Origin of the sequence: Pseudomonas sp. Pseusp11 (assembly GCF_047304405.1) — a bacterium.
In the GTDB taxonomy this organism is placed as follows: Bacteria; Pseudomonadota; Gammaproteobacteria; order Pseudomonadales; family Pseudomonadaceae; genus Aquipseudomonas.
In genome coordinates, this window is the sequence record NZ_JBGLZF010000020.1 from 107,872 (window position 1) to 132,487 (window position 24,616).

21 protein-coding genes and 1 pseudogene are annotated in these 24,616 nt (G+C 55.8%); 9 read left to right on the top strand and 13 right to left on the bottom strand.

Going from position 1 to position 24,616, the window contains the following annotated elements:
* Positions 1-319: 319 nt before the first annotated feature.
* From ACCC96_RS18045 to argE, 4 genes are all read left to right on the top strand, one after another.
* Complete coding sequence (locus tag ACCC96_RS18045; protein ID WP_413696492.1) at positions 320-1,630, top strand: flavin-containing monooxygenase; 1,311 nt, start codon at positions 320-322, stop codon at positions 1,628-1,630.
* A 24-nt stretch (positions 1,631-1,654) separates the two neighbouring features.
* Positions 1,655-2,071, top strand: coding sequence for a RidA family protein (locus tag ACCC96_RS18050; protein WP_018930235.1), 417 nt, complete (start codon positions 1,655-1,657; stop codon positions 2,069-2,071).
* 156 nt (positions 2,072-2,227) lie between these two features.
* Complete coding sequence (locus ACCC96_RS18055) at positions 2,228-2,905, top strand: DUF1028 domain-containing protein (RefSeq protein WP_064618446.1); 678 nt, start codon at positions 2,228-2,230, stop codon at positions 2,903-2,905.
* A complete protein-coding gene (gene argE, locus ACCC96_RS18060; protein ID WP_413696493.1) occupies positions 2,902-4,053 on the top strand; it encodes an acetylornithine deacetylase in 1,152 nt (383 codons plus the stop codon). The genes ACCC96_RS18055 and argE overlap by 4 nt, the downstream gene beginning before the upstream one ends.
* A 15-nt stretch (positions 4,054-4,068) precedes the next feature.
* On the opposite strand, the gene ACCC96_RS18065 is transcribed toward argE, so the two are convergent.
* Positions 4,069-4,980: a LysR family transcriptional regulator gene (locus ACCC96_RS18065; RefSeq protein ID WP_413696494.1), complete on the bottom strand. Its 912-nt coding sequence runs from the start codon at positions 4,978-4,980 to the stop codon at positions 4,069-4,071.
* 377 nt (positions 4,981-5,357) lie between these two features.
* Here ACCC96_RS18065 and ACCC96_RS18070 point away from each other — a divergent pair, with 377 nt between their 5' ends.
* Both ACCC96_RS18070 and ACCC96_RS18075 read left to right on the top strand, forming a co-directional pair.
* Positions 5,358-6,773, top strand: a complete 1,416-nt coding sequence (locus tag ACCC96_RS18070; protein WP_413696495.1) for a purine-cytosine permease family protein — start codon at positions 5,358-5,360, stop codon at positions 6,771-6,773.
* A gap of 188 nt (positions 6,774-6,961) precedes the next feature.
* Positions 6,962-7,483, top strand: a complete 522-nt coding sequence (locus tag ACCC96_RS18075; protein WP_007939110.1) for a hypothetical protein — start codon at positions 6,962-6,964, stop codon at positions 7,481-7,483.
* A 184-nt stretch (positions 7,484-7,667) separates the two neighbouring features.
* Here ACCC96_RS18075 and ACCC96_RS18080 read toward each other — a convergent pair whose 3' ends face one another.
* A complete protein-coding gene (locus tag ACCC96_RS18080; protein ID WP_413696496.1) occupies positions 7,668-8,090 on the bottom strand; it encodes an HD domain-containing protein in 423 nt (140 codons plus the stop codon).
* A 367-nt stretch (positions 8,091-8,457) separates the two neighbouring features.
* Here ACCC96_RS18080 and ACCC96_RS18085 point away from each other — a divergent pair.
* The 3 genes and pseudogenes from ACCC96_RS18085 to ACCC96_RS18095 form a co-directional block, all read left to right on the top strand.
* Positions 8,458-9,543 (top strand): annotated as a pseudogene (locus ACCC96_RS18085) (cache domain-containing protein); the annotation flags it as partial.
* An 87-nt stretch (positions 9,544-9,630) separates the two neighbouring features.
* Positions 9,631-10,398, top strand: coding sequence for a methyl-accepting chemotaxis protein (locus ACCC96_RS18090; RefSeq protein WP_408981127.1), 768 nt, complete (start codon positions 9,631-9,633; stop codon positions 10,396-10,398).
* Positions 10,399-11,021: 623 nt separating this feature from the next.
* The gene (locus tag ACCC96_RS18095; RefSeq protein WP_413696497.1) at positions 11,022-11,315 is read left to right on the top strand and encodes a fructose-bisphosphate aldolase; all 294 of its coding nucleotides are present in this window, start codon (positions 11,022-11,024) and stop codon (positions 11,313-11,315) included.
* Between the two features lie 72 nt (positions 11,316-11,387).
* On the opposite strand, the gene ACCC96_RS18100 is transcribed toward ACCC96_RS18095, so the two are convergent.
* The 11 genes from ACCC96_RS18100 to ACCC96_RS18150 form a co-directional block, all read right to left on the bottom strand.
* A complete protein-coding gene (locus ACCC96_RS18100) occupies positions 11,388-13,148 on the bottom strand; it encodes an isocyanide synthase family protein (RefSeq protein WP_413696498.1) in 1,761 nt (586 codons plus the stop codon).
* Positions 13,149-13,175: 27 nt separating this feature from the next.
* Entirely contained in the window at positions 13,176-13,892 is a 717-nt protein-coding gene (locus ACCC96_RS18105) for an HAD family hydrolase (RefSeq protein WP_413696499.1), read from the bottom strand.
* Positions 13,892-14,887, bottom strand: coding sequence for an L-tyrosine/L-tryptophan isonitrile synthase family protein (locus ACCC96_RS18110; RefSeq protein ID WP_413696500.1), 996 nt, complete (start codon positions 14,885-14,887; stop codon positions 13,892-13,894). The genes ACCC96_RS18105 and ACCC96_RS18110 overlap by 1 nt, the downstream gene beginning before the upstream one ends.
* A 310-nt stretch (positions 14,888-15,197) precedes the next feature.
* Positions 15,198-15,842 carry an amidase gene (locus tag ACCC96_RS18115; protein ID WP_413696501.1) on the bottom strand — a complete coding sequence of 215 codons (645 nt, stop codon included), beginning with the start codon at positions 15,840-15,842 and terminating at the stop codon, positions 15,198-15,200.
* Positions 15,843-16,064: 222 nt separating this feature from the next.
* Entirely contained in the window at positions 16,065-16,289 is a 225-nt protein-coding gene (locus ACCC96_RS18120) for a hypothetical protein (protein WP_413696502.1), read from the bottom strand.
* 133 nt (positions 16,290-16,422) lie between these two features.
* Positions 16,423-17,049 carry a transposase gene (locus tag ACCC96_RS18125; protein ID WP_413696510.1) on the bottom strand — a complete coding sequence of 209 codons (627 nt, stop codon included), beginning with the start codon at positions 17,047-17,049 and terminating at the stop codon, positions 16,423-16,425.
* Positions 17,050-17,318: 269 nt separating this feature from the next.
* Entirely contained in the window at positions 17,319-17,858 is a 540-nt protein-coding gene (locus ACCC96_RS18130; protein ID WP_413696503.1) for a DUF2247 family protein, read from the bottom strand.
* Positions 17,859-18,230: 372 nt separating this feature from the next.
* Entirely contained in the window at positions 18,231-18,479 is a 249-nt protein-coding gene (locus tag ACCC96_RS18135; protein ID WP_168206144.1) for a hypothetical protein, read from the bottom strand.
* Positions 18,480-18,706: 227 nt separating this feature from the next.
* Complete coding sequence (locus ACCC96_RS18140; RefSeq protein WP_413696504.1) at positions 18,707-19,165, bottom strand: hypothetical protein; 459 nt, start codon at positions 19,163-19,165, stop codon at positions 18,707-18,709.
* Between the two features lie 305 nt (positions 19,166-19,470).
* Positions 19,471-19,944 carry a hypothetical protein gene (locus ACCC96_RS18145; RefSeq protein ID WP_413696505.1) on the bottom strand — a complete coding sequence of 158 codons (474 nt, stop codon included), beginning with the start codon at positions 19,942-19,944 and terminating at the stop codon, positions 19,471-19,473.
* A gap of 2 nt (positions 19,945-19,946) precedes the next feature.
* Positions 19,947-24,602 (bottom strand): hemagglutinin repeat-containing protein, encoded by a 4,656-nt coding sequence (locus ACCC96_RS18150; RefSeq protein ID WP_413696506.1) that lies wholly within the window; start codon positions 24,600-24,602, stop codon positions 19,947-19,949.
* Positions 24,603-24,616: the final 14 nt, after the last annotated feature.

The following is a 24,616-nucleotide window of genomic DNA, read 5'->3' on the forward strand; positions in this document are numbered from 1 at the left end:
GCCTCCTCGCTATCCCTTTGCGCATCAGTCTGCGTCTTCACCTACAACCTCAGAATAGCAAACCATTCGAAGCCTGGGTCGGAGTTTTTAGACTGATTATTTTCAAGGGGCATGATGGGTAAATGGAAAAATACTAACGCCGCGAGACGGACTTCCGCGCTGCCTCCAACACGCCCGCAATCTTTGCAGGCGCTACATCGGTAATTTGTATTCAAATACCAGCTTTATAATATTTTACCGATCCAGGGGTGATCCCTAGTCTTGACCCAAGAAATGGCAGGCCACAACCGACCTGATTCCAACTTCGATGGGTATAGAGATGACCACTGAAAAAACAAAAATAGATACGCTGATTGTGGGCGCCGGTCAGGCTGGCGTGGCCATGAGTGAACACCTGAGCAAACTCGGCGTGCCTCACCTGGTGCTCGAGCGCAGCCGCATCGCCGAGCGCTGGCGCAGCGGTCGTTGGGATTCGCTGGTGGCCAACGGCCCGGCCTGGCACGATCGGTTTCCGGGCCTTGAGTTCGACGATCTCAGCCCCGACGGCTTTGCCCCGAAAGAACGGGTGGCTGATTATTTCGAAGCCTACGCGAAGAAGTTCAACGCCCCCATCCGCACCGGCGTGGAGGTGAAGAAAGTCGAGCGCAATGTCGGTCGTCCAGGCTTCACCATTGAAACCTCCGAAGGCGTGATCGAGGCCAACCGCGTAGTGGCCGCCACCGGACCTTTCCAGCGCCCGGTTATTCCGCCGATCGCGCCGAAAGATCAGCCATTCACCCAGATCCACTCCGCCGAATACCGCAACCCGCAGCAACTGCCAGAGGGCGCTGTGCTGGTGGTGGGCGCCGGCTCGTCCGGGGTGCAGATCGCCGATGAATTACAGAGTGCCGGCAAGCAGGTTTACCTCTCGGTGGGTGCGCACGATCGCCCTCCTCGCGCCTATCGCAACCGTGATTTCTGCTGGTGGCTGGGCGTACTCGGCGAGTGGGATCAGGCCGTGATGAAACCCGGCCGGGAACACGTGACCATCGCGGTGAGCGGCGCGCATGGCGGCCGCACGGTGGACTTCCGTGGGCTGGCCCATCGCGGAATGACGCTGGTGGGTCTGACCCAATCGTTCAATGGCAGCGTGGCGACGTTCCAGCCCAACCTTGCCGACAACCTGGCACGCGGCGATGAGAACTATCTGGCGCTGCTCAATGCCGCCGACGCTTACGTCGAGCGCAATGGCCTGGACTTGCCGGAAGAACCTGAGGCGCGGCATACCTTCCCGGATCCGGATTGCGTCACTAACCCGATTCTTGAACTCGACCTGGCCAAGGCTGGCGTGACGTCGATCATCTGGGCCACCGGGTTTGCCACAGATTACAGCTGGCTGAAGGTCAACGCGTTCGACGACAACGGCAAGCCGCAGCATCAGCGCGGAGTGTCGAGCGAGCCTGGGGTGTATTTCCTCGGCCTGCCGTGGCAATCGCGTCGCGGCTCTTCGTTCATCTGGGGTGTTTGGCACGACGCCAAGTACGTGGCTGATCAGATCGCCATCCAGCGCTCATACCACGACTACCGCGATGCCCTGCAACGCGAAGTTGAAACCGCCCCCGTCGCGCATAAAACCACCGTCAGCGCTTAACGAATAGTTCTTCAGGAGCCTCAGATGTCCACGCCAACCCATACCCGTATTCGCATGTTCAACACCAAGGAAACCTACCCGAACCAGAGCCTGGACAATGACCTGTGCCAGGCCGTGCGGGCCGGCAACACCGTTTATGTTCGCGGCCAGGTCGGCACCGATTTCGAAGGCAACCTGGTGGGCCTCGGCGACCCGCGTGCGCAAACCGAGCAAGCCATGCGCAACGTCAAACAGTTGCTGGAAGAAGCTGGCAGCGACCTCAGCCACATCGTCAAAACCACCACTTACCTGATCGACCCGCGTTACCGCGAGCCGGTTTATCGGGAAGTGGGCAAGTGGCTCAAAGGGGTGTTTCCGATTTCCACCGGGTTGGTGGTGTCGGCACTGGGGCAGCCGCAGTGGCTGATGGAGATTGATGTGATTGCGGTGATTCCTGAGTAAGCAGGTAGACCGAGTCGCGGCTTTCGCGAGCAAGCTTCGTTCCTACAGTAGATCGCTGTTTCATGAACGACCCTGATCATCTGTAGGAGCGAAGCTTGCTCGCGAAGACGCCCGCACAGACAACAACTTCGCCAAGGCCAACCAAGGAGCAAAACCATGACCTTCTCCATCGCCGCCCGTTGCCCCGAAACCGGTCAGTTCGGCATTGCAATCAGTTCCTCAAGCATCGCCGTCGGCGCCCGCTGTCCCTGGCTATTGCCCGGTGTCGGCGCGGTCTCCACACAAAACATCACCCTGCCATCCCTCGGCCCGGAAACCCTCGCCCTCATGGAACAAGGCCTCTCACCTGCCGAGGCTCTGGACAAGGCATTGACCCGCAACGGCTACAGCCAATACCGACAAATCACGGCGATTGACCACCTCGGTCGCACCGCGCATTTCAGCGGCTCAGAAACCCTGGGCAACCACAACGCCGTGTCTGGCGAGCAATGCGTGGCCGCCGGCAACATGCTCGCGGACCGAGCCGTGATCGAGGCCATGGTCGAGGCGTACGAACATGGCGAGGGCCAACTGACCGATCGCTTGCTCACCGCGATGAAAGCGGCGGTGGTCGCAGGCGGTGAAGCCGGGCCGGTGCATTCGGCTGCCGTTGTAGTGGTCGGCGAACTGACCTGGCCGATCATCAACCTGCGGGTCGATTGGGCTGATGAAGATCCGATAGGCAAATTGCAGCAGTTGTGGGACGCCTATCGCCCACAGGTCAAGGACTACATCGACCGCGCCCTCGCCCCCGACAAATCCCCTGGCTACGGTGTCGCCGGAGACGACCGATGAGCAGCAGCCGCGATTTGCTTGAAGCCTTGGTGGCGTTCGACACCACCAGCCGCGAATCAAATCTGCAGCTGATCGAGTTCGTCCGCGACTACCTCGCTCGCTTCGATGTGCCTTGCGAGCTGGTCTACAACGACGAGCGCAGCAAGGCCAATCTGTTCGCCACCATTGGCCCGGCGGATCAGCCGGGCATCGTGTTGTCGGGGCACTCCGATGTGGTGCCCGTCGACGGCCAGCCATGGACGGTTGCGCCCTTCCAGCTCACCGAGCGCGACGGCAAGCTGTACGGTCGCGGCACCGCGGACATGAAAGGCTACATTGCCTGCGTACTCGCCCTGGTGCCGTCACTGGTGAAGGCCTCGCTACGACTGCCGGTGCACATCGCGCTGTCCTACGATGAGGAAGTCGGCTGTCTCGGCGTTCGTTCGCTTTTGAAAGCCCTCGAACAGCGCCCGGTCAAACCGATGCTCTGCATCATTGGCGAACCCACCGAACTCAAACCGGTGCTCGGCCACAAGGGCAAGCTGGCGATGCGCTGCGACATTCATGGCGAAGCCTGCCATTCAGCGTACGCGCCACTCGGGGTCAATGCGATTGAATACGCTGCCGAACTGATCGGCGAACTGGGGCGGATTGGCCACAGGCTCAAGGCACCGGAGCATCACGACACCCGTTTCGATCCGCCGTTCAGCACCGTGCAAACCGGCGTCATCTCCGGCGGCAAGGCCTTGAACATCGTCCCCGCCGATTGCCGCTTCGACTTTGAAATCCGCGCCCTGCCCTCACAAGACCCTGGCCTCGTTGCGCAGGAATTGCAGACCTACGCCGAGCAACAAGTGCTACCGCGCATGCGCGCTGTGAGTGATCAGAGTGAAATCCGCTTCAGTGAGTTGTCGGCCTACCCCGGTTTGGCGACCGATGCGCACAGCCAAGCCGCTGAGCTGATCGCCGCGTTTTCCGGCTCGCGGGAATTCGGTACGGTGGCGTTCGGCACCGAGGGCGGTCTGTTTGACGCGGCGGGTATTGCGACGGTGCTGTGTGGTCCGGGCAGCATGGATCAGGGGCATAAGCCGGATGAGTTTGTCAGCCTTGAACAATTGAACGGCTGCGATGAAATGCTGCAACGGATGCTGTCATCGATTTGCAGCTGATGAGGGGCCCGACGCTCAGGTGTACAGTCGGGCCAGTTCTTCCTGGCAGTAATCCACGAACAGCTGTACCGGCTTGGTCAACTGCACCCTTCTCAACCAGGCCGCCGACAAACCCGAACCGGTCACGGTCTCGGCCAGCGGTATGCACACGACTTTCTGCCCGTCATAGGTGTATTCGGAAAACGGTTTGGTGACCAGAATCGAAAAGCCAAAACCGCGCCCGACCATTCCTCGCACCATCTCGATCGAAGGTGAGCTGAACACGATGTGTGGCGTCAGTCCGCGCTCTTCAAAAATGCTCACGAAGTAGGTCCGGCTCGGCACCACGTCCAGCAATATCATCGGCTCCAGCACCAGGTCATTCAGCGACACTTTCGCCTGTTGCGCAAAGCGGTGATCCGCCGGCAACAAGGCGTAGGGCTGTTGCGGCGGCATCAGCGGCACTGTCTCAATCGTGCTGTCCAGATCGTGTTCGAACAGCATCGCCAGGTCGATGCTACCGGCGGTCAGCGCCTGCACCAATTCCTGCTGCTCGCCATCGCGAATACGGATCTCCACACCCGGCCAGCGCTCTTTGAAACCGGCGATCAAACGCGGCAGGTACAGCGGCGCCACCGTTTCAAAACAGCCAATATCGATTTGCCCCGCGACCACGTCGTTGTCCGCCAGCGCGTTCTGCTCAAACTCATGCGCGACCCGCAGCAGCTCCAGCGCCTTGCGATAAAACCGCGACCCGCTCGGCGTCAGCGAAACACCCTGGGCGTGATGCCGGATAAACAGCTGCACACCAAAGCTTTCTTCAAGGTGCTTGATCGCCGTCGACACCGACGGCTGCGCGATATAAAGCTTGCGCGAAGCCTCCGCCACGCTGCCGCAGTCGGCGGTGGTGACGAAATACTTGAGCTGTCGCAGGTTGTAAGCGGCCATGGGGATCTCCAGAAAATACCGGTTCGCGCACAAATGAGTAGCGCGTGGCGAGGGAGCTTGCTCCCGCTTGAGTGCGCAGCACTCACAAAAATCGGCAGCTATTGCCGTATTTTTTGGGGCCGCTACGCAGCCCAGCGCGAGCAAGCTCGCTCGCCACAGAACAGCGTTCGACTTCGTATTATTTGGGCACACGTTCAAGCCTGAACATACCCGACACATCAAAACCCCGGGCATATATTTTTTAAGGTTTGAAGCAACAAACTTACTAATTTATCTATCCCGACGCATTGCACATCATCGCTCCAACAAGAAAAGCGTCGCTCGCGCGGCGCTCACCGAAGTACGTCCACGTACTCATCCTTGCCTTGGAGTTCACCATGTCCACCGCAGCAACACCCTCCGCTCCGCTCATCGAAAAACACACGATTGGATACGTCCCCCCGGAAGATCGCCACGGAAAGGTAAGAGACCTGTTCACCCTCTGGTTCGGCGGCAACATCGCGCCGTTGCCCATCGTCACTGGCGCCCTCGGCGTGCAATTGTTCCAGCTGAACCTGGTGTGGGGCATCGTCGCCATTCTGGTCGGTCACCTGGTCGGCGGCGTGCTGATGGCCCTGCACTCGGCGCAAGGCCCGCAAATGGGCATTCCACAAATGATCCAGAGCCGCGCCCAGTTCGGCTCCCTCGGCGCCCTGCTGGTGGTGCTGATCGCCGGCATCATGTACATCGGCTTCTTCGCCTCCAACATCGTCCTCGCCGGCAAGTCCCTGCACGGCGTGGTCGACAGCGTGCCGGTGCCAGTGGGCATCGTCATCGGCGCGCTCGGGTCGGGCATCATCGGCATCATCGGCTACCGCTTCATCCACGTGCTCAACCGCATCGGCACCTGGGTGCTGGGCATCGGCATCGTGCTGGGCTTCGGCTACATCTTCACCCACGTACAGACCGCCGACTTCCTCACCCGTGGCAGCTTCAACATCTCCGGTTGGCTGGCCACCGTATCGTTGGCCGCGCTCTGGCAAATCGCCTTCGCCCCCTACGTGTCCGACTACTCGCGCTACCTGCCGGAAGACGTGCCCGTCGCCGCCACGTTCTGGACCACTTACCTAGGCTCGGCACTCGGCTCCAGCCTGTCGTTCATCTTCGGCGCCGTCGCAGTCCTCGCCACGCCCGTCGGCATGGACACCATGGACGCGGTCAAACTCGCCACCGGCTCCATCGGCCCGCTGATGCTCGTGCTGTTCCTGCTCAGCGTCATCAGCCACAACGCCCTCAACCTCTACGGCGCCGTGCTGTCGCTGATCACCCTGGTACAAACCTTCGCCTACCGCTGGATCCCCACCGCCAAGAGCCGCGCAGTCCTCTCGGTCATCGTCCTCGCCGCCTGCTGCTTCGCCGCCGTCGGCGCCTCGGCCGACTTCATCGGCCACTTCGTCGACATGGTGTTGGTATTACTCGTGGTGCTGGTGCCCTGGACCGCGATCAACCTGATCGACTTCTATGCCATTCATAAAGGTCAGTACGACATTGATTCGATCTTCCAGGTCGATGGCGGGATCTATGGCCGATACAACCCGCAGGCGTTGTTGGCGTATGCGATTGGCATTGCGGTGCAGATTCCGTTTATGAACACGCCGCTGTACGTCGGGCCGATCTCGGCGCACATCAATGGGGCGGATTTGTCCTGGGTGGTGGGGTTGTTGGTGACTTCGCCGTTGTACTGGTGGTTGGCGAGTCGGGACAGTGCGTATAAGCGTCGGTTGGCGGGTGGGAGACTGGCAAGCACTGCGTAAGGGATAGCGCACCTTTCAAATACAAAAGCCCGCACACTGATGCGGGCTTTTTGTTCTGTTCAAACGCTGTCCGTTTTTTGCCCTGCTGACTGGACCTTCACAATATCCAGTATCATAAAGCCATCATTCAAAAACGTTCGGCCTCTGAGGTTTTCTCAGTGCAGTCGCAGGAATCAAGGAATCGGTTGATGTACGGGAATAACAAGTTAGGTCTGCACGCGCTACTGGCTGGAGCAGTGATGCTCAGTGGTTGCACTTCATTTTTTCAGGGCAAGCCGTACGTCTTTCCCCAACCGGATGAACCCTCGGCGACGGTTCGCCTTAAATACACACGTGGTACCAGCCTGGACGCCGTGACCTTCAATGAAAAGGGTTGCTACGGGGGGGCCACGTCACTGAACTACCTGGCCGATGACTTTATCGAATCACAGGTTGCAGTGGGCAAAGAGCTGGTATTGACGTACGAGCATGTCGTCGCAGGGACTATATGTCGGATACCTTTTTCCTTCACACCTCAAGCAGGGGCTATTTACACCGTGAAGTCGGGCTCCTGGAGTGAGTCCAAGCCAGGCATCCTGCCCATCTTCAACTACGACCAAAATCACTGCGGAATTAACGTAGTCAAAAAAATCGGGACTCAGGAGAGCGTCGAACCCATTCAACAGCTGCACTACAAGACAGGTTTGACTTGCCTCAGGCTCGTTAAATAGAGTGAACACCGGGACAGACCACGATTTCAAAAACCGTTGAATGGAAAAATCGTGGACTTTTGTGACGGCTCCACACATTGGGATCGGCACTCTTCCGTAACCCGGCGCCAACCCCGGCGACATCAACAAACACAGAATTGTTTTCACAGGTACTCGAGTAACAAACAGTGCACGGATTGATGGGCTACGAACGCAACACCCCCATCGCCCGCCGATACTTCTCAACGCGCTCCAGATCCTCCCAGGACGGCTGGGCAATCCGCGACAAGTCGCTGTTCTCTTCCAGATCCGCCAGCTTCACCACCCGCCCGATCGGGTTCTGCGCCGCGCGCTCGACGAACGCCTCGTAGGACTCACCCGGCGCCTTGGTCACCGACGCAATCGCCGTCAGCACCGCTTCGCTGAAGCCTTCCTTGCGCAGATCGTCGAGGCTGATGCCGCAGTCCTCAACCACGTCATGCAACACCGCCACGATGCGCTCTTCCAGCGTGTTCACCCGCAGCATGACTTTCAGCGGATGCAGGATGTAAGGCGCCCCGCCCTTGTCCACCTGCCCCTCATGCGCCGCGGCGGCGATAGCAATGGCGCGCTCCAGTGTCTGACTCATGGGATTCTCCTCGGGTTAAATGCCGTAACGTCGCGGCCAGGATTTTGAAGTCTGCAAAATATGTAGGAATCTGCCCGTTGTGGCGAGGGAGCTTGCTCCCGATGGGCTGCGAAGCGGCCCCAAACCCTGTTAGCCCATCTTGGTGAGCTGGTTTGAGCTGATCCAGAGCTCAGCTCACCAACGCTGAAGCACGAAGATAGAAGCCTCTTGCCCAGCCTTAAGATTGAGAACATTTTTTACTTTTTTTGTGCACGAACAAACCGTAAAGATTCCACCAAACCAGCCGAAAAAGACTAAACAGCAAATCGCCACCCATCCGTGTGATCCGGCTATTTGCACCGCACTTCCTCGGATGGTGATCGTCATAATGAAAATAAAAAACAAGCTCGTCCTTGCCTTTGTATTGGTCGCCTTCATTCCGGTGAGCCTGGTGGCGGTGATATCGGTGCTGAATATACGGGCTCAGGCGGTCGATCAGTTTCTCGATGGCAGCACCCGTGAAATACGCCAGATCGACGGCAATATGCGGCAGTTTTTCGACGGTACGCAGCAAAATGTCGATCAAATGGCCACCGACCCTGTATACACATCGATCGCAGGTCTAAAACACTATCAGGCCGCCGATGCCGCCAGCCTGCCTCTGCCACCGGCCGCCCGGCATGTCATTGATGCGTTCGCCCGTTATGGCGCGATGCACCCGGCCGCCGCCATCCTTTCCATCGGCCTGGAAGATGGCAGCTACGCGAAATGGCCGGACGACCCGCAGCTGTCGAACTACGACCCGCGTTTGCGCCCTTGGTACAAAGCCGCCATGGCTAGCCCCGGCAAAACGGTACGAACCCCCGCTTACTACTATGACAAGGACGCTGTGGCGCTGGTCGGCAGCGCCAGGGCATTGCTCGATGACGCTGGCAACGCCAAGGGTGTGTTGGTCGTGAGCGTTTCGCTGAAAAACCTCACCGAACTGGTCAAAAGCATCAAGCTCGGCGAAAGCGGCTACGTGATGTTGATCGAGGACGGCACCGTGCTGGTCGACCCGCGTGACGCCGGGCACAGCTTCAAGCAGCTCAAGGATCTGGGCGAGCCCTACGCCAAACTGGCTGCCACCACACAGGGCTCCACCGAGGTGCAAATCAACGGGGTCAGGTACATGGCCAATGTCTGGACATCGCCGGGCCTTGGTTGGCGCTACGTCGGTTTGATCGAGTACAGCGAAGTCATGGCCGCGGCCACTCGCATGACTTACCTGACGGCGGTTATCGTGGTTGTGCTGGTGCTGTTCTTTGCGCTGCTCGCTGCGGCGTTCGCCAGGGTGATCGTCAAGCCTATCGGCCAGGTCAGCACCGGGTTGCAATCGATTGCCGAAGGCGAAGGTGATCTGCGCCGCGATCTCGAGGTGCAGGGCAAGGACGAAACTGCAGAACTGGCAGGCTGGTTCAACAAGTTTCTCGCCGCGATACGCCAGTTGATACAACGTATCGGCGCAGCATCGACCAACCTGCAGGATGCCTCGCGCGTCAACAGCGAGGTGGCCAATAACATGAATCAGGCGGCCGGTCGTCAGCGTGAAGCGGTGGAGTTGGTGTCCACGGCATTCAACGAAATGGTCGCTACCGCCAACGAAGTGGCCCGTTCGTGCAGCACCGCAGCCGACTCCGCCGAGAACGGACACCACCGTGTGGCCGAAGGCAAACAGCAGATCGAATTGACCACCCAGAACGTCAACCGCCTGGGTCGTCGCTTGACCGAGTCTTCCCAGGCCATGGTGGAGCTGGAAGAAGGCAGCCGCAGCATCAACCAGATTCTGGGCACCATCCGCGCCATCGCCGAGCAGACCAATCTGCTGGCACTGAACGCGGCGATCGAGGCTGCCAGGGCGGGTGACCAGGGCCGGGGTTTTGCCGTGGTCGCGGATGAGGTCCGAGCCCTGGCCAAGCGCACGTCCGACTCCACCGGGGAAATCGACCAGTTGCTCAACACGCTCGGCAGCAAGACCCAGGAAGTGTCGCAGAAGATGGAAAGTTGCCTGGACCTGTCGCGCGCCAGCGTGTCCTCGATCGAGAACGCACGTGACAGCTTTGAAGGCATCCAGTTGTCGGTCAATGAAATCCGGGATCAGAACCTGCAGATATCGGCGGCGGCGGAAGAACAGCACAGTGTGGCGGAAGAGATCAACCGGCATATCCAGCAGATCTACGACGAGGCGCGGCTGGTCGAAAGCCTGGCCAACTCTGCGCAAGAAGACTCAGGCCGGCTGTCGCACCTCTCGGATGAACTGAACGGGCTGGTGGGGCGTTTCAAGTCGTAGGGGTATTGTGGTTTGTAGTGGCCAACCGATGGGGACTCCGTCGGCGGAGTGCCTTGATGTGCTTGAGCTTGATAGTGGAAGAAAAGGTGACAGGTCTATTTATCAAATAGATCTGTCACCTTTTTTGCTGAAAATCCCGCGCAGGATTTTGAAGTCTGCAAATCCCGTAGGAAATAACCGTTTGTGGCGAGGGAGCTTGCTCCCGCTGGGCTGCGAAGCGGCCCCAAACCCTGCTAGCCAGTTTCCTCAGACACACCGCAACGCCCGGTTTTACTGCGTTTATGAAACAAAACGGAAAGAGCCACCTCGCCAAAATGGCCATCCGAGCGTCCTACACCCCGGTTGCGGCTACCAAAATCGATGCCTAGAGTGTGTCTGTCGCTGAGCGAATTCAGCGATAGGGTTTCGCAGCCCTGACGATACGTGTAGTAACCTTGCACCCCAAAACCAGCAACGGTCGCACAAACGCGCCCGTACTCCGTTTATGGTGGCTGTGTGTGGGAGATCTTCGGGTCTGCCGGGTTCCTCGTATCCTCGGTCTGCGAACCCGCACATAGCTACCACCCATTCGTTTCGCAGCGAACGGCAGTAGTTCTTCTTACAGATACGAGGAAGATTTACTTATGAGCACGAATACCCCGCTCCGCCACTACACCCCAATGTCCCACTTCGCCACCGACCACCCCGTCCTCCTCATCGACGCCGACGCCCCACTGCGCGAACTCCACAACTGCCTCAGCGAACGCCTCAACGCCGTCCTCAAATACCTCAACCTCATGGCCTGCACCAGCCTCCCCGACTACGCCGAACACGACATCAACACCGTCACCAATATCGCGCGGATTATGGTCCAGGATGTGAGCGATGTGTTTCGGGTGATTGAGCAGCGTGGGTTTGATACACCCAAGGGTCAGTGACTTAATTTCAGTCGTAGAAAAACCGCATTACTGCGGTTTTTCTGCTTCCTGCTCCGACTCTGACAACAACAATCAGTAAACCTGCACCCGCCACAACTCCCGCGACGAAGAACCCGCCGACATTGGCAGTCGCCCATGCAACGTCCGATAGTTATCGATCAGCACCAGATCACCCTCACTCCATTGATGAGCAATCAGACACTCCGGGTCATAAACCAGCGCATTGACCTGTTCCAGCAACGCCTGCTGAGCCTGCTCGTCATGGTCCTGCACCGACTGGCTCAAGGTCTGCAATGTCGAGTCGGTGCCCTCTTGGTAACGCAGGATGAGCTCGCCGCTGCGGGGGTGGTGGTCCACCAGGCTGTACATGCGCGGCGAGCCGCCGAAGTAGGTCATTTTGGTGTAGTAGGTGATGTTCACGCCCTGCCATTGTCGGGCGACTTGCTGCCCGACTTTGCGCAGTACGTTGCGGCTGTCGACGATGGTGGTCTGGCCCTCGCCCGGCTGCGGCGCAGTCTTGCAGTACAGCATGAATTTGCTGGCGCAGAATTTCGGGTTGCGTTGAACTTGTGCGTCGCTGTCGGGCAGCATATTCAGGTCCCAGTGCAACGGTGTTTTCTCCAGCGAGTGCACCACGCCTTGGGGTTTGTCCGCAGGCTTGACCACGTGGACGGCACCGAAGGCCCATTCGTAGAGCGTGCCGAAGCGTTCGCAGCTGCGAGCAAAGCTGTCCTGGTCATCGAAGCGGCAGCCCTTGAGGCAGACGAAACCGAAGGCTTCCACCAGAGCTTCCAGCAGGCCGGTGGACAGTCGTTCGAAACCCAGCCCCAACGGGTCTCGCACCACCAGGCCAAACAGCGGAAGTTTTTGCAGTTCGTACTCGAAGCCTTGGGCCTGCGGGTTTTCTGTTTGATGGTAGAGCCATGGCCGCCCCTCATAGGTGATCAGCACATGGTGGTCCAGGTCGACCTGAGCACGGGTGCGAAGGGTTTGGCTGCCGTCGAGGTTGCACACCGGCACGGCGTGCCAGGGGCTGTACACACGCTTGAGTCCTTCGGCCAGGCCGAAAGTGAATTTGGGGCCGGCATTGCTGTATTGATGGACCGACAAGCGAATGTCATCGCCGAAGAAACGGTCCACTGCCGCGTTCAATGCCTGCCCGCGATACATCATTTGGTAGGCTTTGAAGTTGATTTGTTGCAGGTACTCGTCCTCGCTCTGCCCGTCTTCGCGGCACAGACGCAGGTCGTTGTAGAGGTGACTGCAGAGGTCGTCATGCGCCCGGCTGAGGGATTCATCGTCGCGGCTCTGCTCGATCAGTTCACCAAGGTTTTTCCACGGCAAACGGGCCTGCTTGATCAGGCTGGCGCGAACCGACTCGGCACTTTGGGCCTGGGGAAACAGGTCTTCCATGCTGACCCACTCAATCGTGTGGGTGGTGCACAGTTCACGCAACGCCCGGTTGTAGGCGGCGCGAACGTCGTCGGCCACGCCGACGATGTCATTGAAGGTCGTGCCGTCGCTGAGGATCGACACCACGCAGCCCGGTGCGTGCAACGCGGCAATGGCTTGGCCGAGTTGGTCGAGGCGCTCGATGGCCATGACCTCGCCGTAGTCCGGCAGCACGCCGAAGGTCTGGTCGCTGGCGTTTGGCGACTTGCAGGGAAAGCCTGGCAAAACCAGACGCACTGGCAGGCCCTGATCGAAGCAGTGCCCCAATCGAAGCGCCAGATGCGCCCTGCCTTGCGTGTCGAAACAATCATCCGTGCCTTTGAGCAGATAACCGGCCAGCAAATCGCTGACGGCAGCGATCCAGGCGTCTCTATGTTCCATAGAACAATTTCCTTGAGGGTGTGTGTATCAATAGGATTTGACGGTGTCGCCATGCTCGGTGAACGCACGCGCAGCCCCGCAGGCTTGCTGCAAAATGCGCAGCAATTCGGCCGGGTGTTCACAGCACAAGTTCGGGGCCTGGGCCTGCAAGTCTGGTGTCAGGCCATAGCCCCAAGTGACTGCCGCCGAGTGCATGCCTGCGGCACGCGCGGTTTGCAGGTCGATCTCGGTGTCACCGACGAACAAGCAGTGGTGCGGATCAACCGACAATCGCCGGGCGGCTTCCCATGCCACATCCGGCTGAGGCTTGAGCGCCCTGCCCGCGCGATGCCCCAGAATCGTCCCGAAGGTATTCTGTGGAAGCAGTGCATCGGCGACTTGCCGGGCCATTTTGTCAGCCTTGTTGGTGACGATAGCTAGCGGCACTTCCAACCGGCGGCAGCCTTCGAGCAATTCCAAGACACCGCTGAATGGACGGGAAAATTGAACCAGGTTGTGCTGATAGAGCGCCACATAGCGCTGATGCAAGGCGACCGCATCGACTATGCCAAACTGCGCGGCTACCCGCTCGCTCATCGCCGTAGTGCCGCCGCCGATATACCCCCGCACTGTTTCCGAGGTCAGCGCCGGGCAACCGTGTTCGAGCAGCACTTGGTTCAAGCACCAGGTGATGTCGGGCAAGGTGTCGACCAGAGTCCCGTCCAAATCGAAGAGTACGGCTTCGACCCGTAGCCGAGACGTCATCATTGAGCACTGGCGTAGTGACAAGGACGCCCCTTGCGGAACACCAGGCGGTGATAGCGCTCATCGACATTGCTGCGTTTTTCGAGCGTGACCACACCCCGTCGCTTGATGGCCACCGAATGCCAGGGCGTACGCCACAGGTCACTGGTTGGCACCAACCGGATACCGATCTTCGTCGAGACCGCTAATTGCGGGTGAATCGACAGGCGCAGGCAATGCGGGTAACGCGCCTGCAACAACGCACCCCAGGCCTCGCTGCGCTGGATCACCCGCTGCGAGGCCGGTTTGGCGACCTTCTTCACTGCGTTGAGGCTCATGCCAGCGAACACTTTCAGTCCCGAGTAGTCCTCGGAAAGAAAGCGATGGATGCCGCAGTACATCAACATCATGTGCGGATCATCCTTGAAGCGCTGCTGCAACAAAATCAATGACTGACCGTTCTCGATCATCATCTCTTCACGCATGGCGTCCAGACAATCCAGCTGAGGGTAGGCATCCCGGAGGTCGAAATGGGCGAACGTGCCGGGATAGTGCTGTTCGGCGTAGTCCTGAATAGCGTCGGTGTAGGCCTTGACGTCGGAATCGGGAACATGCACCAAGTCAGAGAACACATAGCCATCGGAACAAATATGAATCAGCGCGCCCGGTGCGTAGATCTCCTGGATCTCTGTGCACAGGCGGTTTAACTCATCGATAGCATGATGTTCAGCAAGATCGGGCAGATGACTCAGGGTTTTCTTGCGGCTGGGCGATTTTCCGGGAAAGGCTGGCAAGACCATTTCAATCTTGCGACCGCTCTCGACCGCCTGCATGACCTTGGTCAGATGGGGTTCCAGCACCTGCGACGACAGTTCGTGATCCTGCCCCGGGGCGAGGCTACGACGGCGAAACAGGCATTCAAGGATTTGCTCGGCAATGTTCATGTGTGGGGTGTTCTGATGCTCGTGCACCAGCTGACCGCACACCTGTTGAGCAACGGTGTTTGAACCTTGCATAGACAATCCTTTGTGTGGTGAACAACGGCCATCTTTTGGCCATCAGCAGATATCCCTTACCTGCGGGCGGCTAAATTCCTACAAGTCGTGAGGGCTGTCAATCGTGGCAATCCGGAATATTACGGCACCGAAATCATCGAAAAACCCTCACACAGGCTCATGCAACGTCCAGGCTGGCAAGGCCATACTGCGGCCACACAAGTGTGTCTGGTCCTGATTCCATTGCGCTCTCCTGAAAAACAGATCGGAAGGTGTGAACCTTGTTCAGGATGGGACACCGCCCCCTTTTCTCGTTAGCCTGACAATCTGGTCAGTGCCGACCACAGTTAGAATCAGCGGGAGGCTCAAAATTGAGTACGTTCGACAATGGACGACTAGATTTCCCGGACGGGACCACCTCATACACACTAAACGCACATATTGCCTGTCCGTTACCCTCAGCGGCGGGCCGATAAACAAGGCCGATATAGGCTTCATAGCTCTTGTTTTCTTCAAAGACAAAAAGCCGCGTGGCTTCGGGGCAGGTCTGATACGTACTGCCGTAACTACCGGCGAAAAGCTTCAAACGCTCCAACAAAAAAGGTTTGCCCGCAGGGACAAGGTATTCAGGGGCCATCTCGGTGTAGGCACCCTCAGCCATTCTCGTCGCCCCCAGATACTCCGGCATTTTCGGTGCGAAGCGCGCAACCATATTCAGTTGCTGTGGCACGAGAGGCATCTGTGGGTAGTTCACGCTAGGCTGATGCTCACCGAAAAAACGACCCGCCTTCGCCAACACCTTGGTATCTGCGCTACACCCTGTGTATGCATTGCCACGCACATAACCATTGGTAATCACCCGAAGCTTCGCCGTCGGAACGTCCGACGCGGGTTCGATGTAGGGTTCCAGTGGTTTGATGCTGCAGGCGGTGAGTAGAGAGAAGGTGGCGATGAGTGTTTTTTTCTTGAGATCCATGTACTGACTCTTGTACGAATTTGACTGCCATTCGGGACAGATTTATTTTCTGCCCCCTGTTTCATATGGGGTATACAAATTTATTCACCTGCTTCCATTACGCCCTCCTGAAAATAGATCAGAAGGTGTAAACCATATTCAGGACGGGACAGCCGTTAAAAAGCAGGGCGGGTGGCTTTGGATATTGACGTAAGACCGGCTAATGGGTGTCCCCATCCCCCATCAGACTTTACATAACAAACCTGCATCCACTGTAGCTAGAGCAAAATCGTTTTGCTCGGGAATGAAAAACTCAACCTCATAGGCCGAGGGCTGATCAGCATTGCCATGAACAATAACAACTGTACCTTCGGCGTCCTTTGGTATAAATACTTCATCCCCAGTGATTATATTTGCCTTTACCCCTACCTGGAGACAAACAACATCATTTTCGCGAAATACGTTCATTTTTTTCCGGAATTCCTGTTACAAGTCGAACCGTCCCTGAGCCGTCTTTCAAGAATACGTACGTATACGTACGTATACGTACGTATAAACGGGCGTATAAACGGGGACAGACCACGTTTTCCATCTAAAAAATCTAGTGCTTTTTCGGTCTGCCCGGGCATCCCCGCCGAGCTCGCCGCCCAATCATAGCTTCAATTTCGGCTGCAAATCGCGAACCACCAAGTACATAGTTGCCATTGGTGGCAGCCCGAATCTGGTCAACCAATCCTATCTCCAACTCGCTTCTAAAAAGCTCGCGATAGACTTCAGCAGTCGATACATCTGTGTCCCCAAGCGATAGGTGCTGAGCATGCGGGGTAATGAGATGCGAAAACTCTGATTGTGCGTTAGCACGATAACTCGACCAACGATATTCCGCAGGATGCGTCACCATTTTGGCTCTGACAGGATTCATCTCAATGTAGCGATAACAGGCCAATACATAACTATCACTTTGAACAAGGCACGAACGGAAGCGTCCTTCCCATAAAGTCCCACTACGTCCATATGTACGATTTATGTATTGCACATATCGTTGCCCTATTCCTTTCATAAGCGAACTGGTACTGCTGTGCTCATGAGGGCTAATAAACAAATGGACATGATTAGTCATAACACACCATGCGTGAATTTCACACGAATTTTTTTTGGCCTGTTCAGCAAGCAGCTCTAAATAAAAAAGGTAATCATCCTCTGAAAAAAAAGCAAACTGATCTATTATTTCCTCGTTGAATCAGATGCAAGGGGACACCTGGCATCAAGAGACGTGCTCTGCGTGGCATATGGTGAATCCGTTCACAATTAATGATGCCAATAGCTTAGTCAATTCTATGAAAAACAATCTCCCTATCTATTTCACACTATTTCAGATCGCTAAAGTGCGACACAGAAAAACGTAGTCTGCCCCCATTCTCTGCCATTCTCAGGATAAACGTGGTCTGTCCCCGTTTTTCCCTTCCCGTTTTTCCCGGCGCAAGGCCGGTGTCGAGATCAAGTTGAAACTTTTCTACAGCTCAAAGCAGCCAGTTCATCTTTCAACCATTGCTCATGTTCATGAACAACGTGATCATAGTTCGATGCCGAGTGGTATTGATGCTCCGGCAAAGTCATCGCGCCGGGAGTCATCGACAGTGGAGCATCAGCAGGCCACTCCCAATTTGACCAAAACTCCGACAGCTTTATCAACCCATAGAGCGGGTCCGAGTCTAGGTTTGTTAGCAGTTCTTCCAGTGCGACAGCTCGCCATATTTTCCTGGCTCGTTGCATGTCCGCATTTTGAAACTCGCTCATTTTTTGCAACTGCGAGCATAGCTCAGATACAGGCAGGTCACTATCGTTAGCCAAGCTAACAATCACATCGAGCAAGGGATTATTCCCAGCCATTTTTTCAAGTTCAGCGTTTGCAAAATTTTCCACACAAAACGCTGGCAAGCGCCCCAAAAGGCTCGGAATACCGCAGACGCCCTGAAGCACCACGGCCCAGTCAGTCAAGCCATGTTTGGAAATTCGTTCAAAGACTGCTTGAATCATGGTTTCACCGGTATACCGTTAACAGTTCCATTTGGCACAAACATTCTGTGTGTTACACCGCCCAACTTCGGATCTACAATCCATTCAAACCTACCCGCCACACCGTTGTAGCTACCTGAAGGGAAAACGGGGAAAACGGGGGGAAAACGGGGACAGACCACGATTAAATTGAAGGAGCATTATCCAGCCCCTCGATAAATGTGGTCTGTCCCCGCTTTCTTGAAGACTCCAACCCTTACAAGTTTCCTCTGTGCCAAATAACTAACATTTACTCCCCTAAAAAATTGGACAGATTTAATTTCTGACCAACGGACAAACCAAACAAATAAATTCGCCCCCTTTCCTGTCCCCTTCCCTCTTTTCCCATCACCATCAGTGAAACTCAATGGCATCCAGAATAACTTGTAACTTTACCGGATCAGCGGCACCCCCAAAGTAATATTCATTACCGCCAAAATCTTTTAGATCTTCAGGAGCCCCCTTCCAATAAAGCACATAATAAACCTCATCAAAAATCTCTTCCAGCGCGCCGCCATCTTGAAATGTTGACACGCGAATATAAGGACCATAAACCTCATCCAATTGAACCAAAATTCGCTCGCCAGTTTTTGAGTCAATCATCTCATCAGTCCCACTTAATACTATTAAACCATTCCAACTCCGCTTTTATCGGAGCTCGCTTATCACCTTATTTATTCACAGCATCGTCAAATTTACCGATCTAGTGGGGATACAGGGATACAGGGATACAGGGATACAGGGATACAGGGACAGACCACGTTCAAATCGAAAGCGCCCTGCCCAAAAAAAAACGTGGTCTGCCCCCGCTTACTCCTTTCTATTCCTTTTCACGAAAGTCGACTTATCATATCCGGAGAACCAAATATCGAATACCCTTTTTCACAATCATCAAACTCACCCACCAAATCCAAAAGCATCCCCTTAACCACGCTAATAGAGCAGATCAACTTAATATCTTTACTGATATCACCAGACCACTCTGCATTAATTATATCTTTAGCTATATTTGCTTCCGGCAAAAAAACAATGTAGGAGCACTGCTCGCTCAGTAGAATTTTAACAACAGACTCAACAGAAACATTCGAGATACGTACTGCTCCTGAAAACTTAACCCCTAATACACTCTCAATTGAGCTCTCTTGAAAGTCACTTCCACCCACAACATCAAAACCACGAAACTTCAAAGCAGCCCACAACCTTCTATGCCATACAACTTTGGTATTCGGTTGCCAAGCAGAGTTTCTAACAATCAACCACCCCTCCCAACCAGAAAACCCAGCACCCACCAATATATATATCCCTAAATAGCCTCAGCATCGCCTCCAACGAAGGACTCTCAAGCAACCAACTTCGCGCTGAAACACCAATATCAAAATCCGGTATCACACCATGAACATTAATTACTTCATTATCCGAAAAAACATCAGTCACTCGTACAACCCGAACGCTAGTAGTCATAATGATTTCCTGGCTGATCGTTAAAAAAAGGGGACGGATTTATTTTCTAGCCACCGCACGAGCCAAACAAATAAATCCGTCCCCTTTTATCTTGCCCCCTTTTATCTTGAGTCCCCTTTTATCTTGATTCCACTTATCTTTTACCCTTTGATACAGCGATCCAAGCAAGGTCATCATTTAAGTTCACGCCAAACCTTACCCCACAAGAATCGTATACACGACTTACGACCCTATCGAGCGAAAACTGAAGTACAAGGCATACCTCATTTTCTGCCACACTTAAAAAGCCCACCTCATCCTTGTATCTATCACTTGGCCAACCGTCAATATTAAACATGGGCAAACCGGCTACGGACACACATTTTAGATAATCTTCATCACCGACCAGAAAATCCGACTCACCATAAGCAATAAGCCCAACCGTAGCTATAGCACCACTACTCCGATTAAGCCCTATTTCAACTAGCGAATCCACAAAATTACCTACCCGCCAATAATACGGAGCCGCAGGCACTTGCTCCTTACAAAACTCCACATTCAACAACACATACTGACCAAACTCAACTATCACTGAAGAAGGCTCTTTAACACCAACAACCTTTAACATTTTTACCTCGACTTAAAAACAGCATGATACAGAGCGGGAAACTGGCCAGCATTTTTGGCGGGAGCAAATATTAATTCCCACCCATCAACATTAATCACCTCACGGTACTTCAACCCTGCATTGGCCGCTGCTTCTACAGCAGCTTTAAGGCTACTAAGCTGCACCTGACTCGCTAATCGTACAGCCTCAGGGGTGTAATTCTCCGCCTTGTAGGCCGCATATTCAGCAATGTGTTTTGTAGCGTTCCCATCAACCCATATTTTTTCACCACTCCCGAGACTCAACTCAAAGGATTGAGGAATAACCGAACCAGGATGCACCGGCCCCACAGGTTTGATCGAGTCCCAAACTGTACCAGTTTGGCCGACGCCCAAGGGGGTGTCAGGTACTTTCGGAGGCGTGTCATCGATCTTAGGAGGCGTTACATCAGTTTTAGGCGGCGTAACCGGCTTCGTCGAATCAAGCACCGGCACATCCGTATCCGGCATCAGATCTTGCATTCTGTTGATCTGAGTTTTGACGACGTTGATATCAACCGACGCCCCGATTTTTTTGACAGTGTTGACCGAAACGTCGATACCCATTCGCGAGAGGGTCAGCGCACTGCTGGCAGAACTGCTCCCGCCTCCAGCCAGAAGCTGTACAACAAGCGCCAATGCCTGCCCCATTTGGTTGCCGAGATTTTCTGCGTTGGCATCGCCGCCTTCGACGACCGCCTTTCCAATCTGATCAATTTGGGACTTGAACGCAGCAGCGATTGCCTTACCCAAGATCGCCTTGGCCTCATCGGAGGATGCAAATTCCTTGACGGCTTCCCAACTCTGCGTTGGGTCGGTCAAGAACGTGACGGCGCTATCCAAGGTTCCTAAGCCCGCTCCGGCCATCCCGTCCGTGAAGCCTTTGAGGACACCCGAACCGGTCAATACATCCTGCCGTAGAGAAGTGATCTGCCACTTTGTAGCGATCGCCAGTTTCTTGAGCAGATTAGGTTCAGCATCAATTTCTTTCTTTGCCTGAACGTACTGCTGCGTCGCCAACCAGTTGTTATCGACGTTCGCCGTAGCCGCGTTATTCGCGGTAGCCGCACCGTAAGGACTGCTCATGGCCGCAATACCGGTCACCAGGCTGGTGATGATGTTGCGTTTGGCTTCTCGCTCTATGGCTGTTTCGTTCGGATCAGAATCGGCGAACAGCCCCGCCAGCAAACTGGCGGCCGAACCACCCAAGGCACCAGCCGAGCAACTCTGGTTGCTGGCAGCCGCGCCGGCACAACCGAGAATGGCATGCAAGGCTGCGTGCTCAGGGCTGCCTTCCTTCAGCCCCTTTTTCACCAGTTCGCCGATATACGCCGAGCCTTGCTGCTGGACGTAGTTGACCACCATGTTTTGCGCGAACTGGGCACCGCTGCCGGCCACATTTCCGCTGATACCGGCGACCAGAGCTGTTGCGATTTGCCGGTAAGTGCCGCCGGCTCCCCAGTTATCGCCGATCTCCTTGATCTGCTGGTTGAGCAGCAGGTAGTTCTCGTGATGGGCTATCCGCTCAGCGATAGGCAACTTCTCGTTATCAGCAGCAGCCTTTTCCTTTTTGGCCTGATCCTTCTTCTGATCGATTTCCCGCGCACGACTCTCAATGTACTGAGAAACGTTCTGCACAAACTTGCCGACAATCTCGAAATCCACGCCGATTTCTTGCGCATCGAAGATCGGCTTGAGTTTGTTACTGCCGTCACGATCGCTGGAGACATCGGTATTGATTGCGGCAATTGCCTGCTCGGCCGTCTGACCGGTCAACTCCTTTTGCTTGACGGTATTGCTGATGGTGACCGCCGCGCCGCTGATCCCGCTGTGGGTGGTGCTGCTGGAGCTGCCCCCGGCGTACAGCACGACCGGAGTGTTAGCGCTTACACCACCTTTATTCGGCGATGTAGGTCCATTTGCGTTAGCTGTTGCACTGGCATTGCCCTTGCCATCAAGACCTATTTGCCCGCCGTAGCCGCCGCTCAAGTTGACGCTGGTGGCGTCGTACTCAGCCTTGTTCTTGATGTCGGAGCTGGTGAGCGTTCCTGTGCTCAGAGTATTTTTACCATTCGCAACCGCTTGATCCGTACTGGCGATGACCGCGCCCTTGAGATCGGTATTGCCGGTTACTTCGACCTGGAAGCCACCATTACCTGCCTTGATCCCCGATTGTTCGCTGACACTGGCGTAATCGCTTTGCATATGTTGCGAGGAAATGCCGCCACTGATACTGCTCATGCCGGCACAGATCGGTGGGATACAGATACTGACACCGACGTTTGCGCTTGATTGTTTGGAGGTATAGGTGCTGGTGTCCTGCAGGCTCTCAATGTTTAGATCGCCACCCACTTTGACCTTCACCTGGTCAGCGGAGACGACACCTCCTTTGATGTTGGTGTCCCCACCACTCTCCAGATTGACGCTTTTGCCGCCCTTGATATGCGTATTGGTTTGAGTGACGTCGTCGCCGTCAGCCATACCACGCCCGGCATTGGCCGCCAGTTCGAACGAGATGCCGTTTTGCGCCCCACCAAAACCGATCCCGATCCCGGCACTCCAGCCAGAATTGCTATTGGTGCTTTCCTGATACGCCGTGTTTTGCGCCGACAACAAGTTAATCTCACCGTCAGCCTTGAGACTGACATCGCCGCCGCCCTCGATCCGGCTGCCGACTACGTTGATATCGCTGTTCGCCCCATCACCAGTGGCAACGATCTTGACGTTACCGCCAGCCACTACATCGCTGCCCACTACATTGCGACCGCTTTGGCTGCTTTCGCTATGACTGCGACTGTCACTGAGATTGACACTGATCTTGATCCCGGTTTTCGGGCTCTCCATCAATGCCTGACCAGCCTCCAAAGCCTGATTGGCACTCATGGCCGCATTCACGGCAGCCAACGCGACCATCCGATCATCACTGGTTTTCTGCGCCGCTTCGCCCATCTGCTGAATACCCCGCAAGGCATCAAGCAGCGGAATGCTCACCGTTCCGCCAATGGCCGTACGGCTGGTACTGGCCGTTTTGGTGGACTCCATAGTGTCGAAACCGGCCTCGATATCGACATGCTTGGCAGTAATGCCGATATCACCCTGAGGCGTGACCAACTGACTGGCGGTTTGGGTGTAATGGTCGCCCGCAGTGAGGCTGATGTTGCCGCCCAGCGATGCGATCTGGCTGCCCGACTGGCGGGTAGAGGTGTATTGATCGGCTTCTTTCTGCTTGACGATCCCTGTCGCACCCTGCCACCAGGAGCCTATTTCACCGACTTTTTTACTGCCGGATTTAGAGCTCGAAGTCTCGGTATTCTCAGCGCTGGTGATCTCCAGATTGCGACCGGCCTTGATGCCGATGTTCTTGTCGGCTACCAGCATACTGCCCTCAACAACAGTGTCGCGGCCACTCTTGATTAGAATGCTGCCGCCACTGATGTCACTGCCGATGCTTTGGGTTGAGGTCGTTTGCCCTTGTTGCGATTTTTGCGTGGATGACAGCAAGCCCGTGAACGTTGCACTGGTCTTGCTGGAGCTTTTCGACTGAGAGGATGTTTGAGTTTCCTCGCCGGCACCAATCAATACGTCGTTGCCAGCGGTGAGTTTCACCTCTTCTTCAGCACGCAGTGCAGCGGCTGTCAGCGAGATGTCATTCCCGGCTTTCAGTTCGATGTTTTTTGCGACCAGTTCAGTACTGTTCAAGCGGGTCTGCGTGACTTCCGAACTGCTGGACTTACTGGAGGACCACCCCTTTTTAGATGAGGCGTTGGCCTGGCTTGCGTAGTCTTCGGCGGCATCGAGATTGATGTCACCACCCGCTGTGACGAGCAACGTTCCATCGCTGTTCAGCTTGGCGCCGGTGGCGTTGAAATCCTTCCCAGCGGAGATCGCCAGTTTTTTCCCGGACGTAACACTCGAGCTGACGGATACGTCCGCTTCGCTCTCGGTCATCGTCGACTTTTTCTTGCCGAACGAGCCCTTCTTGGTTTTCGAGTAGTAGGAATAGTCAACGTTGTCCGCTGTTTCCAGATTCACATCACCGCCGGCGTATAGGTAGGCTTCATCCTTCGCACTCACCCGGCTGGCAATCAGGTTCAGATCCTTCTCGGCATTGAGGGTAATGCTGCCCCCCGCATTAACCGCGGTAGACACCTGCCTGACGTGGTCTTCCTGACTGGTGAACTTTTTGTTCTGACTAAAGGAGTGCTGTTCATCCGCCGCCGAGGCCAGGGTCAAATCACCGACAGCACTCATGCTGACGTCACGCTTGGCGTCGATCTGACTGGCAATGACGGTAAGGTCTCGACCGGCATTGACGTTCAGGCTCTGCCCTACATCCACGTCTGAGCCGTATTGGGTGATGGTTTGATCACGATGTGTGCCCACCTCATGACTGACGATCTGTTCGGCGGAAGCGATGTTGACGTCACGACCGGCGCTGATCGTGGTGTCGGCACCGCTTTTCAGCACGCCGCCGGTGTTGTTGACGTCGCGCCCGGCGCTGAGGGTCAACGCGTTGGCGGCTTCGATGCGGGCGGCGCTGTTGACGAAGTCCGTGCGCTCGTTGGTGTAACCCGTACCACTTTCGTGGGTGGTGACGGTGCGTTCGTTGATTACATCGCCCCGGGTGGCGGTCAGCGTCACATCCCGCCCGGCAA